The 16,592-nt window shown below is 42.8% G+C and carries 12 protein-coding genes; 8 read left to right on the top strand and 4 right to left on the bottom strand.

Annotated features, from left to right (window positions below; all coding sequences use genetic code 11):
* Positions 1-935: transposase (locus E3K36_07200; GenBank protein MCF6155028.1), on the top strand; the 935-nt coding region annotated here is incomplete at its 5' end.
* 55 nt (positions 936-990) lie between these two features.
* Here E3K36_07200 and E3K36_07195 read toward each other — a convergent pair.
* From E3K36_07195 to E3K36_07180, 4 genes are all read right to left on the bottom strand, one after another.
* Positions 991-1,479, bottom strand: coding sequence for a hypothetical protein (locus E3K36_07195; GenBank protein ID MCF6155027.1), 489 nt, complete (start codon positions 1,477-1,479; stop codon positions 991-993).
* A gap of 616 nt (positions 1,480-2,095) precedes the next feature.
* A complete protein-coding gene (locus E3K36_07190) occupies positions 2,096-2,563 on the bottom strand; it encodes a YbaK/EbsC family protein (GenBank protein MCF6155026.1) in 468 nt (155 codons plus the stop codon).
* 205 nt (positions 2,564-2,768) lie between these two features.
* Positions 2,769-3,344, bottom strand: coding sequence for a flavin reductase family protein (locus E3K36_07185; GenBank protein ID MCF6155025.1), 576 nt, complete (start codon positions 3,342-3,344; stop codon positions 2,769-2,771).
* Positions 3,345-3,437: 93 nt separating this feature from the next.
* The gene (locus E3K36_07180) at positions 3,438-4,058 is read right to left on the bottom strand and encodes a hypothetical protein (GenBank protein MCF6155024.1); all 621 of its coding nucleotides are present in this window, start codon (positions 4,056-4,058) and stop codon (positions 3,438-3,440) included.
* 504 nt (positions 4,059-4,562) lie between these two features.
* Here E3K36_07180 and E3K36_07175 point away from each other — a divergent pair.
* The 7 genes from E3K36_07175 to E3K36_07145 all read left to right on the top strand — a co-directional run bounded on the left by E3K36_07175 (position 4,563) and on the right by E3K36_07145 (position 16,520).
* Positions 4,563-8,033: a DNA polymerase III subunit alpha gene (locus E3K36_07175; GenBank protein ID MCF6155023.1), complete on the top strand. Its 3,471-nt coding sequence runs from the start codon at positions 4,563-4,565 to the stop codon at positions 8,031-8,033.
* Between the two features lie 781 nt (positions 8,034-8,814).
* A complete protein-coding gene (locus E3K36_07170; protein MCF6155022.1) occupies positions 8,815-10,005 on the top strand; it encodes a nucleoside-diphosphate kinase in 1,191 nt (396 codons plus the stop codon).
* An 11-nt stretch (positions 10,006-10,016) separates the two neighbouring features.
* Positions 10,017-10,694, top strand: a complete 678-nt coding sequence (locus E3K36_07165) for an MBL fold metallo-hydrolase (protein ID MCF6155021.1) — start codon at positions 10,017-10,019, stop codon at positions 10,692-10,694.
* 80 nt (positions 10,695-10,774) lie between these two features.
* Positions 10,775-13,300, top strand: a complete 2,526-nt coding sequence (gene gyrA / locus E3K36_07160) for a DNA gyrase subunit A (GenBank protein MCF6155020.1) — start codon at positions 10,775-10,777, stop codon at positions 13,298-13,300.
* 132 nt (positions 13,301-13,432) lie between these two features.
* Positions 13,433-14,212: a glycosyltransferase family 2 protein gene (locus tag E3K36_07155; GenBank protein MCF6155019.1), complete on the top strand. Its 780-nt coding sequence runs from the start codon at positions 13,433-13,435 to the stop codon at positions 14,210-14,212.
* A 28-nt stretch (positions 14,213-14,240) separates the two neighbouring features.
* On the top strand, positions 14,241-15,710 hold the full coding sequence (locus E3K36_07150) for a hypothetical protein (protein ID MCF6155018.1): 1,470 nt from the start codon (positions 14,241-14,243) through the stop codon (positions 15,708-15,710).
* A gap of 33 nt (positions 15,711-15,743) precedes the next feature.
* Complete coding sequence (locus E3K36_07145; GenBank protein ID MCF6155017.1) at positions 15,744-16,520, top strand: glycosyltransferase family 2 protein; 777 nt, start codon at positions 15,744-15,746, stop codon at positions 16,518-16,520.
* Positions 16,521-16,592: the final 72 nt, after the last annotated feature.

Genomic DNA, 16,592 nt, shown 5'->3' with positions numbered 1-16,592 from the left:
ACTTTTCTTGCAAAAGAGTATCTTCGAAGCCTCCCCTGGCATTGTCAGAGCAGGAACAGCAATCGGTTCTTGATATCTTACATAGCGAACGCTTTCTTGATAAGGCCCCGCATGAGATTTATGCAACATTGCTTGATGAAGGAACCTACCTCTGTTCCACGAGAACCATGTACCGTATCCTGAAAAAACATGGCGAAGTACGAGAAAGAAGAAACCAGGTGCTCAGACCCCATTACCAGAAACCGGAGCTTCTGGCAACGACTTCTAATCAGGTATGGTCATGGGATATAACAAAACTCAGGGGACCGGCAAAGTGGACATATTTCTATCTGTATGTTATTCTCGACATCTTCAGCCGTTATGTCGTCGGATGGATGGTTGCGCACCGTGAACAGGCCATATTGGCACAACGGCTTATTGCTGATAGCTGTAAAAAACAGGCTATCAAGCCAGAACAACTGGTGATCCACGCTGATCGCGGCTCAAGCATGACATCGAAACCTGTGGCGTTTCTTCTGTCTGATCTGGGAATAACAAAAAGCCATTCTCGTCCTTACGTCAGTAACGACAATCCCTATTCGGAGGCACAGCTTAAAACCCTCAAGTACAGACCGGATTTCCCGGGTAATTTCGGTTCAATTGAGGACGCCAGGGTATTCTGCAAAAGCTTTTTTACCTGGTACAACGGAGAACATCATCATTCCGGCATCGGTCTGCTAAAACCAGAAGATGTCCACTATGGACGTACGGATCAAATTATGAAAGAACGTTGTCTTGTCCTAAAAACCGCCTTTGAAAATCATCCTGAACGATTCAAAGGAATTTCGCCTAAACCACCAAGTATGCCTGTGGCTGCCTGGATTAATCCACCAAAACAAAATTCGACTCTATCTTTAGAGTCTAAATTATTTAAAAATGTGTCTAATTTCCATTGACATATTCCGTTTTATCTTATCTCATTTAAAAATTTTCCCAATTTTTTAATGTAGGTTAGTACACCTCCATCATCCACGGAATATCTTCACTGGCAAAACGGATTGTGCTTTCTGTCAGATAATTATATTCTGTCCTGAACTGTTCATAATGGGACAATTCCATATCAGCGAGCGTTTTAAAAATCTTTCGGTCATTCTCATCAGCCGAGATTTCTAAGGCCTTTTTGTAAAATTCATACGCCCGCCATTCTGTGTCCATAATAACCTTAATGGCCTCCCCAAATGATGCCGTCTTATGCGGCGTTTCAGGCCGGACAATCTTCCATTCCCCGCATTTTTGCACAACTGGTGTTTGCTGGAATTTCTCCTGATAATACGACAAAAGATATTCGTAGTGCCTTAACTCAATGGCGGCCATGACCTCAAATTTTAAGCGCGCCCCCCTATCCTCCATCTGGGATGCAAAATTGGAGTAAAATCGACTTGCCTTCACTTCTTCTGAAATGGCCGTTTCTAAAATGCTTTTGATATCGTTCATCACCATGTAATTTCACCTTATTGAAAACATCAGTGTAAATCAGAGTATATAGTGAACATCATAAATAAATAGACAAAATAATACCCATGTGTCATTCCCACGAAACTTGTCCTCGTGAAATCGGGGAGTGGGAATCCAGTAAAATAGAATAGAAACCTGGATTCCTGCTTTCGCAGGAATGACAACTTTTGTAACAATTTATCTTTTTGATAGGTATCTTTCAACTGCTCGCGCCCAAACTCCTTCCTCATTCCCCACTTCCGTGAGGACAGGTTTCATGAGGACATGGTTTGGGAGTGTACTGGACGAGAAACTCAGTTTCTTTGCAATTGGGTTCCTAAACAGATGCTTCAACAAGTTCAGCACATGGTTTAGGAACAAACAGTGGCGATTTATTTAAAGGCAATTTTCAAACGTCTAAGATGTTACTTTTTATAGTAGTACTTTGTGAAAACTTCTTTTTTGTGTAAGTTTTTTACCTCCCCTTCATCGTTCGACGGAGCTCGCGACGAAGTCCCCTTTTTGCGAAGGAGGGGAAAGAGGGACGGTAATTTTGGTTGCGGCTTCGCTGCGTTATGTAATAAAAAACCTCTGTGCTTCTGTGGTTTTCAGTTTTTAGGTTTCAGGTTTCAATTGAAAACTCCATTACCTTCGGTTTCACCAGCCGTTCGAAATCCTTGTATGCCATCCTGACCAGTTCCCTGTGTGAACCTGCGTTGAACGCTATCTCTTTGTCTTCTGTCAAACTTCTTGCCACAAAAACGTCCATTCCATAAAGATTACCAAAAGGCGGCATGGCGCCAACTTCACACCCGGGAAACAGATCCTTAAATTCCTTCTCATCGGCGATTTCAATCTTACCCGATCCCGTTGCCTTTCTCAAAAGGTCAAAATCTACTTTACAGGAAGCCGGAAGAACGGCCATAGCCATTTTTCCATCGATTTTCACCATGACTGTCTTAGCCAATTCCTTCCATGGAATATGGGCAGATGTTGCAGTTTCCTTGGCCATAAAGGCACGGGAATGGCTAATAGTGACGTACTTAATGTTCTGACTGTCCAAAAATTCTTTTAATCTTTTCACTGGCACAGGAACCTCCTTCCTGACATAATGCATCTGGTTCGAAAATTCTTTATTGATCGACGCCGTGATGTTTCGGTGTATCCCACACCGAAACATATATACCTTACCACGTTATTTTGTCTCGGTGAGAGGACACACCGAAACACATAAAAAAATTCAATGAAAATGGTAGGAGCGGGGTAACCCAGCCCCTACGTGCAATTTGCATTTTTCAATGACTTTTCATCTGTTTGCCTATAGAGAATGCCTTGCCAAGACACGCACCAACACCGTAATACGCCCGATTCTCCGGGGCATATAAAACCGGATGAACTTTTTCTATATCAAGGGTACCATTTTCTCCAAGCACAAATTCTTCAGCCTTGACATCCACGATCTCCCCAATAAACTGGGTATGCAATCCTATTTCAATGGTGTGAATCAATTTACACTCCAGAGCAAACGGAAACTCATTAATATACGGGGCATCGACAAGGTCGCTCTTAACGGGCGTAAGTCCAGTAACGGAAAGCTTGTCCTCCTTTCCTCCTGATGCAATCCCAAAATAATCAGCCTCTTTAACATAGACTTCAGAAGGAATATTTACCGTAAAAGCCTTTCGCTCTACAATATTTCCATATGTATACGTGGCCTTCCGGACAGAAACTGCTACCGCTGGCGGACTGGAACAACAAAGACCTCCCCATGCCACATTCATCACGTTTGGTTTTCCAGCCTTATCGTAGGTACCCACAATAAAAACCGGGGTGGGGTATACAATAGTTTTTGCGCCTAAAGATTTTTTCATGCTTGTCCTCCAATGATTTGTGAATGTTATCCCAACCACAGATAACTCAGAGAATCTTTAATTAACTCTCTGCAACCGCTGTGGTTTGTTTTTTTATTTTTTATACAGATTCGAGATGCCTCTACATTTATATTTACAATCGATAAACTCCAGAGGATTACAAAAAGTAACAGTACTGCAATCACCTAACGTTTCCCAGTCAAGCTTTTCATAAGGGAAAGATTCAGGTAACCATACCATAGATATGTGCAAGTGGGAAGGAATTTTTGCCCTTTTCTTTCCGGTATCTGCAATCGTAGCAATCGTATCTCCTTCATTCAGGGTTTTTCCTGTGCCAATGCCGTGAAAAGGATTCGTGTGGCCATAGATTACATACAGCCTATTCCCCCTATCATCACAAATGTCATGGGTTACATAGATGGATTTTCCCAGAAAATCGTCGTCAATATGGATAATTTCTCCAGCGTACATTACCGGTATAACTGTTTTCTCGTCAAGGCTATGATTTTGACCCGCTTTATCCCGGTAAAAACAGAAATCCAACCCTTCATGGGGCTTATAACGAACCCCTCCATCTTCCCACCATTTACAAGGATCATGAAATAACATACCAGGATAAAAAATCCACTCTTCAAACCCGGATTTATGAAGGTCATTATATCGTATCAAAAATTCATTGAAACGTGATTTTCCCAGGACAAGTCTCTGATTCATAAATATCCATCTTCATTTCTATTGTAAGCCCCTTTGACTCCAACCTGTTTACCAAAAGATGCTTATATCAACCGGGCGTATCAGAAATTTTTTTCCGGTAAAATTGTTATCAAATTGAACTTGATTTTCCGGGTAATATATTACAATAATTAAGTGGCAGGATAAATCACAATTTATAATTTAATGTTAAGGAATTTCAAAGTTGCGGTTGTAGAGCGAAGAGTCTCTTCGCTTTACATTGAAAAAGCAGCCGAAGGCCTAATTTAATTGTATAGGAATTTTCATTTTATTTAAGCAGTTTTTGGGGAGACATTGACAAACTTCGGTTGTCCGTGTTTAACTTAAATCCGCATATTTTATAATGGTATAAATTATTCCCCTCTTGGGAGGGGTTAGGGGTGGGTCGCATGGGCGTGAAATCTCAGTGAATATTTCACGAATTACCGACTTACCCACCCCTAAATCCCCTCCCAAGAGGGGACTTTCTAACTCGAAAGAAAAATCATGAGCAAAGATAATTTTATCCACCTTCACGTCCACAGTGAGTACAGCCTCCTTGACGGCGCCTGCAAAATTCATGACCTCGTAGATAAGGCCGCCCAACTGAAGATGTCTGCCCTCGCCCTCACCGATCATGGCAACATGTTCGGTGCCGTGGAATTTTACGAAGCTGCAAAGTCCAGGGGAATAAAGCCTGTTCTGGGTTATGAGGCATATGTGGCACAGGGCAGCCGTCTTGACAAAGAATCGAAGAATGGAAAAGAAACGCTCAGTCACATCACCCTCCTTGCGGAAAACAACGAAGGCTATCGCAATCTTTTAAAGCTCACCACATCCGCATATCTGGAGGGCTTTTACTATAAACCAAGGATCGATAAGGCGCTTCTCAAGACACATTCCAAGGGGATTATTTGTCTCAGCGGTTGTATGACCTCGGAAATCAATCGTTATTTAATAAATAATCGCCTGGAAGAGGCAATAAAAGTGGCAAAGGAATATAAGGATATCTTTGGTCCGGATCATTTTTACCTGGAAGTTCAAAATAACGGAATCGAACAGCAGGCAAGATTAGTTTCAGAAGCGGCAGAAATTGGGAAGAAATTAGGTATTCACCTCGTTGCGACGAATGATATTCACTATATGAATATGGATGATGCCACCGCCCACGATGCCCTCCTCTGCATCAATACAGGAAAGCACCTGTCAGACGTTCAAAGACTGCGTTTCGGAACAAATGAATTTTACTTTAAAAATTTTCAGGAAATGTACACGGTCTTTCAGCACACACCCGAAGCCATTGAAAATACGTTAAAAATTGCCGAACGCTGTAACGTGGAAATGACCTTCGGGAAGATGCACCTGCCTAAATTCATTGCGCCAAACGGCATGTCCAATAGCGCCTACCTGAGAAAACTCTGTGAGGAGGGCGCAGTTCAAAAATATGGTTCCATTACACAGAGTATCCGTGAACGTCTGGACTACGAGCTTAAGGTTATCGAAAGCACGGGATTTGTGGACTATTTCCTGATTGTCTGGGACTTTATTCATTTCGCTGTGCAACAACGCATCCCTGCCACAGGACGCGGCTCCGGGGCAGGCAGCATGGTTGCTTATGTGCTCAATATTACCAATATTGACCCCATAGAAAACGATTTATTGTTTGAGAGGTTTTTGAATGCAGAAAGAATCTCCATGCCCGATCTGGATATTGATTTCTGTGCGGAAGGCCGTGAAAAGGTCATCCAGTACGTTCGGGGAAAATACGGCGGCGACAGTAACGTTGCCCAGATTATTACCTTTGGGACAATGAAGGCAAAGGCTGTTATCCGGGATGTGGGACGGGTGATGAATATTCCTCTTTCTGAAGTGGACAAGGTGGCTAAGCTAATTCCCAACACGCTTAATATTACTTTAAAGCAGGCCATGGAGCAGGAACCCGCATTAAAGACGCTGTATGAAAATGAAAAACACATCCACGAACTGTTTGATATTTCAAAAAAGCTGGAAGGCCTGTGCCGCCACGCATCAGTGCATGCGGCAGGTATCGTAATTTCGGATGAACCGTTAACCGAATATGTCCCGCTGGCAAAAAATGGTGACGTGGTCACGACGCAATTCTATGATGAAATACTGGTAGATAAGATTGGACTGCTAAAGGCGGATTTTCTTGGCGTCCGGAAGTTGACGGTGCTTGACAAAGCCCTCAAATTAATCCGGGAAACCAGGGAGGAGGACGTCGATCTCACAAAGATCCCCATGGATGACAGGAAAACTTATGAATTGTTATCCCGCGGAGATGTAAAGGGTGTCTTCCAGGTAGAAACCAGCCGCGGATTCAAGGAATTGCTAAAGAAACTAAAACCGGACAAATTTGCAGATATCTTGCCGCTGGTGGCCTTGTACAGACCCGGCCCCCTGCAGAGTGGCATGGTGGACTCCTTTATCAACCGGAAGCACGGAAAAGAGGAGGTCACCTATCTCCACCCATCCCTTGAACCTATCCTGAAAGAAACCTATGGGGTAATCCTCTACCAAGAGCAGGTCATGCGCATCGCTAATCGTTTGGCCGGGTTTACCTTAAATCAGGCCGATAACCTTCGTAAGGCCATGGGAAAGAAGAAACCCGAGATCATGGCAAAATTCAAAGACCAATTTATCAATGGCGCTGTGGTAAATGGGATCCCGAAAGAAATCGCCATAAGCATATTCGAATTGATGGAGTACTTTGCCGGATACGGCTTCAACAAGTCCCATTCTGCCGCCTATGCAGTGATCACGTATCAAACGGCCTACCTGAAGGCAAATTATCCTGTTCAGTACATGGTCGCTCAGCTGAGCTGTGAAAAGCAGAACATGGATAAGATCGTGGACTATATCGAGGACTGCCGTCACATGAGTATCGATGTACTTCCCCCGGATATTAATGAAAGTCAAAACGACTTTACGATTTCCAGCGGGAACAAGATACGGTTTGGATTGGGTGCAATCAAAAATGTAGGTGACAAGGCTATCGAGTCCATAATCCAGTCGAGGGATAGGGAGGGTAGGTACACCTCAATCCTGGATGTGTGCAAACGGGTTGATTTGCGTGTTGTCAACAAACAGGTCATCGAATCTTTGATCAAATCAGGATGTTTTGATTCGTTACATGACAACCGGGCAAAACTGCTCGCCGGGCTCGATACGGCCATGCAGATTGGCAGTATCGCAAATAAAGACAGGCGGATAGGGCAAAAATCTCTCTTCGATATACCCAGCAACTTAGATCAGTCAGGAAAAAAGGATTTTCCAGAAGAGTCCGATGTGGAACGATGGTCAGAGAAGGAGATACGCCAGGCAGAAAAGGAAAGCCTGGGTTTCTATTTGACTTCGCATCCCTTACATGCTTACGAAGAAAAAATCAAGCAACTATCCACAGTATCCTCTGCAGAAATCTCTGAACATGCTGAAGGGGAAGATGTGATTATCGGCGGCATTATTACCAACCTCAAGCCAAGCACCACCAAACGGGGCGACCCCATGATGTATATCACCTTAGAAGACATGAAAGGTGCTACGGAATGCGTCATCTTTAGCAAGGAATTGAAGACGTATCAGCCGCTCTTAAACAGAGACGAGGTCGTTTTTGTAAAGGGCCAGATCGGTTTCCAGAGTACGGCTCCGTCCTTACGGATAAAGGAGATTATTGCCGAAAAGGATTCATTTAAGCGCCTGGTCAAATGCGTAACTATTCGGTTTGAAACATCTGATTTTGACGAATCAAAATTCATTCAACTCAGGGAAACTATCAGGAGACACAGTGGCACATGTCCTCTTTTCTTTGAAATTTCCACACCCAATCAGGGCAACGTTCACATCAAAGCCTCCAGTCAGTATTTTGTGTCCGTAACAGATGACTTTTTGTCATGTACGAAAGAACTTTTCGGTCCCGATGCACTCCAGATTAATCAATCAGAAATACTTGCAATGGTGTAAAAGGTTCTCATTAGTTGCGCCTGACGTTTCTTTCTGATGAAATGGTCTTAGCAAGCGATAGGGTGCGTCCCACGCACCAATTCATATGAAACATAAGGACGATGCTAGAATATCAAAGGCAAAAATAGATGGCGACACATATTTTTTTACCATAAACACCTATCCTCGTAAGCAAATTTTACAGATATGTTAATAAGGCAGGCATTACGAGAAGGTAGAGACAGAGCAAGACGAATGTTGCCATTCAAAATTTAAGCATGGGTATTGTTGTCTGACCACATCCATTAGTATTTGGATCTTGCCTCAGGAAGATGCGAATTTCTCAGCCCGATGGGCGATCATAAAGCGGCACGTAAGTAAATATCGTGATAGCAGTATTGTGTGTGCGCCGATATTGAATGAATCGAGACAAAAACAGAAGGAATCCACAATCTGGCAACGGCGGTCCCTTCGTTACACTCAGGACAGGTTTGAGAACATTTGATCCGGAATGATGTAGACTTTTAACGCCATGCGGCCTGCAAGGAGCCGCAAGCAACACCCATCGCGCAAGTAATCGGAGGCGTACACTCCGATCAAATTCAGATTCTTCTTCAGGAAGTTTTCACACTCCTAAGCCTCCTCTACCTTTGATGGCTGGGATTTGTTGCGGCTTTATTGCGCTATGGAATCCCTTAAAAGTATTTGACCTACCCTATCCATTTTGTTAAAATTATCTGTTTAAAATTCATTTTTATTATTTCCTATACTGGTTTTGGGATTTTTGGAGAAAAACAAACCTATGGCGGACGAACTGACGTATGCATTGATTACTCCTTATAGCCTTTTAAAAAGCCGTACCGGCGGTATTTTAGGCCGGTTGCTTTCATTGACAAACTTAGAGGTTGTAGGCGCAACGATGTTTGCGCCGAGCGATGCCTTTGTCGATAAATATTGCGCAACCATCGAAGAACAAGACTGCAAGCCTGCATGGAAAAAGGTCATGACTGATTATATTAACAGTAACTTTCGTAAGGTAAACAAATTTAGAATTACCAATCGAACGGTACTCCTTTTCTTTAAAGGCCCCCGCGCCCTCGAAAAGTTAAAGGACGATGTGATCGGGCCTATTACCAGTTTTCAGGGACATACCATCCGCGGAAGCTTTGGAGATTACGTGGAGAGTTCGGATGGTACTGTAGAGTATTTTGAACCGGCTGTCGTATCCGCAGCAGACCAGCACACGAACGACAAACAATTAGCCCTGTTTGCCGAATATTTACCAACTGACGGAGGAGTTTTAGAGGATATTGTAAAATTTCCTGAAGGGGTCAAGGCCGAAACAACCTTAGTCATCCTGAAACCCTTTGAGGAGCAAAGTCCATTGCCGGGAAATATCATTGATATGTTTTCGAGAACGGGTTTATTTATAGTTGGGGTGAAGCTTTTGAGGATGAGTATCGCTCAGGCCGAGGAGTTCTATGGCCCGTTAATAAACATCTTTCGGGAAAAATTAAAACCCAAACCTGAAAAGATCGTTGAAAAATTGAAAGAAAGTTTTAAATCCATATTTACCTTTGAGGTACCAAATACAATTGTTACTGGTCATGCGGAACAACTGTCTGAACAACTGAAAGACATGAATGCCATGCATGAATTTAATAAGATCGTGCAGTACATGACGGGGTTGGACCCAGAAAAAACAAGTCCAGCTGATAAGAAAAAGCCAGGAACAGCCCGTTGCCTTGCACTGTTGTATCGGGGTCCGGATGCCATTTACAAAATACGAAATATTCTCGGCCCTACCGATTCGAAGAAGGGAGAACCCGGCAAGGTACGGAGGATTTACGGGGAGGATATCATGAAGAACGCGGCTCACGCCTCGGATGCCGTGGAAAACGCCGAACGTGAACGAAAGATTATTGGACTCTGGGACAATAAAAGTCCCTGTGAACTGAAAGAAACGATCGAAAACTATTTACGATCAAAGTAGAGAACGGAAGCATGCTTATACAGAAGATACCTGTAGGGCCATTGCAGGTATGTTGTTACATTGTTCGTGAAAAGGATTCTGCCGAGGCAATGATCATCGATCCCGGTGCGGAAGCAGATACGATCATTACGTTTCTAAAAAAAAGACATCTGCTGCCCAAAATTATTGCAATTACCCATGGACATGGGGATCATATTGGTGCCAATGCTGAACTGAAAGGGTCTTTTCCTGACATTCAAATTTGCGTACATGAAGAAGACCAGGATATGCTCCCTTATCCGGCAAAAAACCTTTCCATACTTGCTGCTTTTTATGGCGGAACAACGGTACGGTCTCCTCAGGCAGACCGGTTACTAAAGGATGGAGATACCATTACGATTGGTGGATGCACCTTTGAAATAATTCACACCCCCGGACACACACCCGGCGGGATATGTTTATACAGCCGGAACAAGGGAAATGGAAGCCCCCCCGTGCTGTTTTCCGGTGACAGCCTTTTCAAAGAAAGTATTGGCAGGACAGATTTTCCGGGCTGCAGCCAGGAAAGACTTATTCGAGCCATTAAAGAACGATTATTCATACTGGACGAAAAAACGATAGTATATCCCGGGCATGGCCCGTCAACGACGATTCAAGAGGAGAAGACAAATAACCCGTTTGTTATTACTGATACAAACAATAACCAGTAACAAAATTCAGTGATTGTTATTTGTCGCTTTTTACCCAGGAAGGATATCAGAAAACAAAATTTTATCAGGTAGCAATATACATGGTTGAAAGAAGAGAAAATATAAAAGAATTATTTATCGAAGAAGAGATGAAGGATTCGTATCTGAGTTACGCCATGAGCGTTATCATGAGCCGTGCACTTCCCGACGTAAGGGATGGCCTGAAACCATCACAGAGACGTATCCTGGTTGCCATGAATGACCTCGGACTCGGTCCCCGTTCTAAATTTAGAAAGTGTGCCAAGATTGCAGGCGATACTACAGGCAATTATCATCCCCACGGAGAGCAGGTAGTCTATCCTACCCTCGTCCGGATGGCGCAGGATTTTAATTACCGATATCCCCTGATAGAGGGGCAAGGGAACTTCGGTTCCATCGATGGAGACCCGCCCGCCGCCATGCGTTACACAGAAGCGCGTATGACAGAAGCCACCATGGTCATTATGGAAGACCTGGAAAGGGAGACCGTTGATTATGTACCCAATTATGACGATACCCGGACGGAGCCGGTTGTCCTTCCTTCGAAATTTCCCAATTTGCTCTGCAATGGTTGCTCTGGTATAGCAGTCGGGATGGCTACAAGTATTCCGCCACATAATGTGAATGAAATTTGTGATGGAATTATTGCGGTTATTGACACCCCCGAAATCACCATTGATGAATTAATGAAGATCATCAAAGGGCCTGATTTCCCCACAGGGGCGCTCATCTGTGGTACCGAGGGGATCAAAGAGGGTTATCGGACTGGTCGCGGAACAATTACCGTACGTGCACGTGCACACGTCGAAACATCCAAGAGCGGGAAAAAGAGCATTGTCGTGACCGAGATACCCTATCAGCTTAACAGGGATAATATCCTGGAACGAATTGCTGAATTAGTACGGGAAGAACAACTGAAAGGCATTGCAGACATCCGTAATGAAAGTGACCGGGAAGGGAGCCGTCTGGTTATTGATCTGAAGAAAGGTGAGGACGAAGAAGTTGTTTTAAACCAGCTTTACAAACACACCAAACTCCAGGACAGTTTTAGTATCATCATGATTGCCCTGATCAACAACCGGCCGGAAACGCTCAATCTGAAACAGATGTTGAGCTACTATATCGAGCACCGAAAGGTTGTTATCATACGCAGAACAAACTATTTGCTGGAGAAGGCACAGGCAAGGGCACATATCCTGGAAGGATTACGGATTGCACTCCAGCATATCGATGAAATTATCCGGCTGATCAAGACCTCCGACTCTGTAGAAAGTGCACGCCAGGGACTTATCAGTAAATTTTCCCTCTCAGAACTTCAAGCCAACGCCATCCTGGATATGAAACTCCAGAGGTTAACGGGACTCGAACAGGGAAAGATCGAGGAAGAATATAAAAAATTATGCGCCGATATCAAAGAATATCAGGCTATCCTTGCCAATGAAAAGTTGGTGCTGGATATTATCAAAAAAGATATCGGGGAAATTAAAGAACGTTTTGGTGATAAACGCCGTACGGAGATTGTCAGCGCTGCTACTGAGTTTAATATAGAAGACCTGATTGCGGAGGAAAGCAATGCTGTTATCATTACTCACGAAGGATATATAAAACGGTTACCTCTCACATCCTACCGGAGACAACATCGTGGCGGTAAGGGAGTTGCAGGTGCCGACATGAAAGAGGGAGATTTCATAGAACATTTATTTGTAGCATCGACACATGACTATATCCTGTTTTTTACCGATCAGGGCCGGGTTTACTGGCTCAAGGTTTACGATATTCCGCAAATGGCCAGAACGTCCAAAGGTCGGGCGCTCGTCAATTTGCTGGAATTTAAAGAAGGCGAAAAGGTAACTTCTCTTATTCCCGTGAGAGATTTTGACGAACGGCAATTGGTCATGGCGACCAGCAACGGCATTATCAAAAAGACCGTGTTAAACGCCTATGGAAATCCAAAAAAGGGTGGTATTATTGCTATTAACCTGGATGAGGGGGATAAGTTGATCGGTGTTAAATTAACGAACGGTAAACAGGACATCATCCTTGGTACCGAACAGGGAAAGGCCATGCGTTTCTCCGAAGAGGATGTCAGAACCATGGGACGAGTAACCCACGGGGTAAAAGGGATCACACTCAAGGAGAACGACAAGGTAAGGGATATCGTGATTGTTGACGAGAATGCCTCTCTGTTGACCGTTTGCGAAAAAGGTTTCGGAAAACGTACCGATTTTGCAGAATATCCCGTCCATCATCGGGGCGGGCAGGGTGTTATAAATATTAAGACCACCGACAGGAACGGAAAGGTCGTGGCGCTGATTGATGTGAGAGACGAAGACGAACTAATAATGATTACCGCACGGGGACAGGTTATACGTACACCGGTGAATACCATTCGCGCCATCGGAAGGAATACACAAGGGGTCACGCTTTTTTCTATAGAAGGGGGAGATAAACTGGTCTCCGTTGCGCGGGTTGTTCCAGAAGAAACAAAAACTGGAGAGGGTACAGAAAAAGCCTTAGGAGGGGCTGCGGCAGAAGAAAAAATCGTGGAGAAAAGCGCTCAGGAGGAAAATGAAGAGGAAAATATCTGAATCACAAATATTTTTATTCAAACTAACCCTGCCTGAAAATCGTTGTATTGGTTTCTTATTGAGCCAACCTTTCCTAAAACGAAAACTCCAATTTGTGTTTCATTCAATAGAAACACGAAAAATGTATAACTTATGGTAGACCAAAAATGTCCCATATCTGCCTGCATTATCACTCTTAACGAAGAATCCCGCATCCGTGATTGCCTTGGGAGTGTAAAGTGGGTAGATGAGATTATTGTGGTGGATTCATTCAGCACGGATAAGACGGTAGATATTTGCAGAGAATATACCGAACGGGTCTATCAACGTGCATGGCCGGGACATATCGACCAAAAGAACTACACCATTGGTTTGGCAAAGAATGACTGGATTCTTTCTCTGGATGCCGATGAAAGGCTATCGCCGGGACTTATTCCGGAGATTCAGGAGGTCATTCGTAATCCCGGAGACACCATAGGATTTCTTTTTCCCCGATGTACTTTTTATCTTAATCGCTGGATTTACCATGGGGGTTGGTATCCTAATTACCAATTGCGACTCTTTAGAAAGGGATTTGGACTATTTCAGGGTATAAATCCTCATGACAGATTTTTTGTAAATGGGAAAACCAGGTATCTGAAATGTGACATTTACCACTTTACCTACGAAAACTTTTCTCATCAATTAAGGACAATCAACAACTATTCCGATATCTTCGCTGATGTGAACGAACGTGGTAAAAGGTTCAGTCTGTTCCAATTAATTTTTCGACCACTCTGGAAGTTTATTCAACTATATATCTTAAAGATGGGCTTCCTCGATGGTTTGTCTGGATTTATTATTGCGACTTCGAGTGCCTTCTACGTTTTTGCAAAATATGTAAAGCTATGGGAACGGGGGCAAAATAAAGAGACGAAAAAACTCCCAAATTAAAATTTATAATTAAAATACCATTTTTCAGATGCAGTTTTTTTCTCATTTGCTAAGTTTCATTACTTCCCCCTTTTCTATACCAAAACCTCTTACATTTGAAGGGTATCTATCAAAAAGAATTGGGCATGTCCATTGGATTGTCCGCACTCATCATTCCTTTTTGATTCCATTTCTAGAACAAATAAAAGGGACTACCGGTGATGCCCTATTAACAAATCCTCTTTTCAGAAGACATCGGTATAAGAAAATGGGTGAATTTGAAATTACCCATGAGAATAGAAAAGAGACTTACCTTGTGAAAATATACAACTACCCGCATCTACTTCAAAAGACGAAACAACTTTTCAGGCGCACGAGGGGATTTAATGAATTTTACACAACCTACCTGGCTGCACGAAAAGGTATTCCGGTAGAGGTACCTGTTGCTTGTGGGGAACAAAAACACATTTTCACGAAGGAGTCTTATTTAATAATAAGAAAGATCGAAAACAGTTGCTCGATGAGAGAATATTTGCAGAGCAGTACGGTTCTTACAGAGAGAAGGGATGTTTTAAAGAAATTTGGCGAACTTGCAAAGAATATGTATGAATCAGGTATCATACAGGATGCATTTTCGTTGGATAATTTTTTAGTATATAGTGACGGAACCGGAGGCAAAAAGGTAATCTTGATTGATTTTGAAATGGTTTCAGTACAAACAAAAGGGCTTAAGGACAAGCTGCGGGTGTGGTATTTTGCTAAATTGAATCGGGAAAAAGGCTTTACGAACTCTGACCGAATCAGATTTCTCCGGTCTTATACAAACGGGGATTTTATTCGGTGCAAAAACTTAGCAAGGCGAATTAAAGAGTTAACTGTGCGTATACAGAAAAAAGACGCCAAAAAGGCCTCCAGACTTTGTGTTCACGAAAACAGAACATTCGGCATTTTTAAATCTGATACATTTTTGGGGTACTATCGGAAGAAATATACACCGGAAATGTTGGTAACACTGTTAAATACCCTTGAAGAAACAACCAGAAGTGTTTTTTATAGAAACCACTTTCAGATTTTGCATTTCAAAGAGGATACTGATCCGGGGTTTAATTACCGTTACATTACCCAAATATGGATGAAGGCAAATGCCTTATTTGCATTAAAAATCAATGTGCCTGTTCCTGTCGGTATTTTTAAAAGACGTCACCCCACGTTACAGAGAGAGGCGTTTCTCATTTCGCAGATACCCGACAACTGCATTTCCTTGAGTCAGTGTTCAGATTTTTACATCGACGAAAATCATTTATTTCCTCTTTTACGGTTTGCGGAACAAGTTTCACCCTTTGGTGTCTTTAGCAAGGGTTTGGATACCCAGGATATCCTTGTTCAGAAGAATGAAAAACATCAAGTTAAATGTTATTTGGGGAATTACGCATGTTTTCATATAAATCGACATCCTGCACAAAAGAACAAATCGATCAATGCAAATATTATGAAACAACTTTTAGAAAAGTATAGATAGAGATTATTGAGGTACAATTTATTCCAAGTGGCAATGGACCAAAAATTTCCCATATCAGCCTGCATTATCACCTTCAACGAAGAATCCCGTATCCGTGATTGCCTTGAAAGTGTAAAGTGGGTAGATGAGATTATTGTGGTAGATTCATTCAGTACGGATAAGACGGTGGATATTTGTAAGGAATACACAGAACGGGTATATCAAAGAGCATGGCCAGGAAATATCGATCAGAAGAATTATACTATTGGTTTGGCAAAAAACGATTGGATCCTTTGTTTGGATGCCGATGAACGGCTATCTCCGGGACTTATCGGGGAAATCCAGGAGGCGGTTCGTAATCCTGGTACTATAGTGGGATTCATTTTTCCCAGACGTTGTTTTTATCTCGGACGGTGGATTTATCATGGGGACTGGTATCCTGATTATCAATTGCGACTCTTCAAGAGGGGAAGCGGACAGTGGCAAGGTACAAATCCTCATGGGCGGGTTATTGTAGACGGCAAAACCCGATACATGAAACATGATATTAACCATTTTAATTATAAAAACTTTTCTCATCAATTAAGAACAATCGACAACTATTCCAATATCTTCGCTGATGTGAACGAACGTAATAAACGGTTTAGTCTGTTCCAATTAATTTTTCGACCACTCGGTAAGTTTATCAAAATATATATCATAAAGATGGGTTTCCTCGATGGTTTGCCTGGATTTATTGTTGCGGCTTCGAGTGCCTTCTTCGTTTTTGCAAAATATGTAAAGCTCTGGGAAAGAACGCATCATGGTGACACAAAGAATGTCCGCAATTAAAAAGATATCCAATTCCCTTATACCTCATGTTTACGCATTCCCTGGAAGGATAAAGCTTCCCTATTATCCTAC

Source organism: Candidatus Brocadia sp., from assembly GCA_021646415.1.
Taxonomy (GTDB): domain Bacteria; phylum Planctomycetota; class Brocadiia; order Brocadiales; family Brocadiaceae; genus Brocadia.
Note: the sequence above shows the minus strand (reverse complement) of the source record. Positions and strands in the feature narration are given on the sequence as shown.

Coding starts and splice junctions, on each gene's coding strand:
- E3K36_07195 (MCF6155027.1), bottom strand. CDS start 1,479: ATGGTGATGAACGATATCAAAAGCATTTTAGAAACGGCCATTTCAGAA.
- E3K36_07185 (MCF6155025.1), bottom strand. CDS start 3,344: ATGAAAAAATCTTTAGGCGCAAAAACTATTGTATACCCCACCCCGGTT.
- E3K36_07180 (MCF6155024.1), bottom strand. CDS start 4,058: ATGAATCAGAGACTTGTCCTGGGAAAATCACGTTTCAATGAATTTTTG.
- E3K36_07175 (MCF6155023.1), top strand. CDS start 4,563: ATGAGCAAAGATAATTTTATCCACCTTCACGTCCACAGTGAGTACAGC.
- E3K36_07170 (MCF6155022.1), top strand. CDS start 8,815: ATGGCGGACGAACTGACGTATGCATTGATTACTCCTTATAGCCTTTTA.
- E3K36_07165 (MCF6155021.1), top strand. CDS start 10,017: ATGCTTATACAGAAGATACCTGTAGGGCCATTGCAGGTATGTTGTTAC.
- gyrA (MCF6155020.1), top strand. CDS start 10,775: ATGGTTGAAAGAAGAGAAAATATAAAAGAATTATTTATCGAAGAAGAG.
- E3K36_07155 (MCF6155019.1), top strand. CDS start 13,433: ATGGTAGACCAAAAATGTCCCATATCTGCCTGCATTATCACTCTTAAC.
- E3K36_07150 (MCF6155018.1), top strand. CDS start 14,241: ATGCAGTTTTTTTCTCATTTGCTAAGTTTCATTACTTCCCCCTTTTCT.
- E3K36_07145 (MCF6155017.1), top strand. CDS start 15,744: ATGGACCAAAAATTTCCCATATCAGCCTGCATTATCACCTTCAACGAA.